Source organism: Levilactobacillus enshiensis (genome assembly GCF_007115095.1).
GTDB classification, from domain to species: domain Bacteria; phylum Bacillota; class Bacilli; order Lactobacillales; family Lactobacillaceae; genus Levilactobacillus; species Levilactobacillus enshiensis.
In genome coordinates this window covers 1-537 of sequence record NZ_SULH01000040.1, presented here as the reverse complement: position 1 = coordinate 537, position 537 = coordinate 1, and the positions used below count along the sequence as shown (strand labels likewise).

The 537-nt window shown below is 42.5% G+C and carries 1 protein-coding gene; it reads right to left on the bottom strand.

Features of this window, described 5'->3' with window-relative positions:
• On the bottom strand, window positions 1-537 hold a 537-nt coding region (locus FAY32_RS14485), incomplete at both ends, for an MBG domain-containing protein (protein WP_158727616.1).

The window sequence follows — 537 nt, the reverse complement described above, 5'->3', positions numbered from 1 at the left end:
GTGTCACTTCAAAGGTGTAGTTATTGCTCTTAGGCGTAACTGTAATTGCATAATCGCCGACATCTTCGCCAGTATCACGAGTCAAAGTTACCAAGTCTGTCAGTTTTTGGTCAGCCGCAAGGGTCGAACCATCTGTAAGTCTACAAGTCAAAGGGTGATCTGCATCATCATCACCATACGTCTTTCCTTGGGGGTCAACGATAAGTTTAACCACGCGTGGATTAATCAAGAGGTTCCCATCGATAAAATGAACATCATAGTTAGCGTTATCGAAAGTCCCTGTAATGGCATGATGACCAATTGTTTCACCTGCTTGTTGATTCAACTTTACATTTAACACGTCACTCGTCTCGTTGGGGGCCAAACCTTGTTCAGAAACAACTTTCCAACTCAAAGCTGGGTCTGTCGAAACATCGTCATCGTAAGTTTTACTCTGACTTTCAATCTGAACCGTAACAGCTCGCTTTTTGATTGTGAATGTTCCTTGTGTCACTTCAAAGGTGTAGTTATTGCTCTTAGGCGTAACTGTAATTGCAT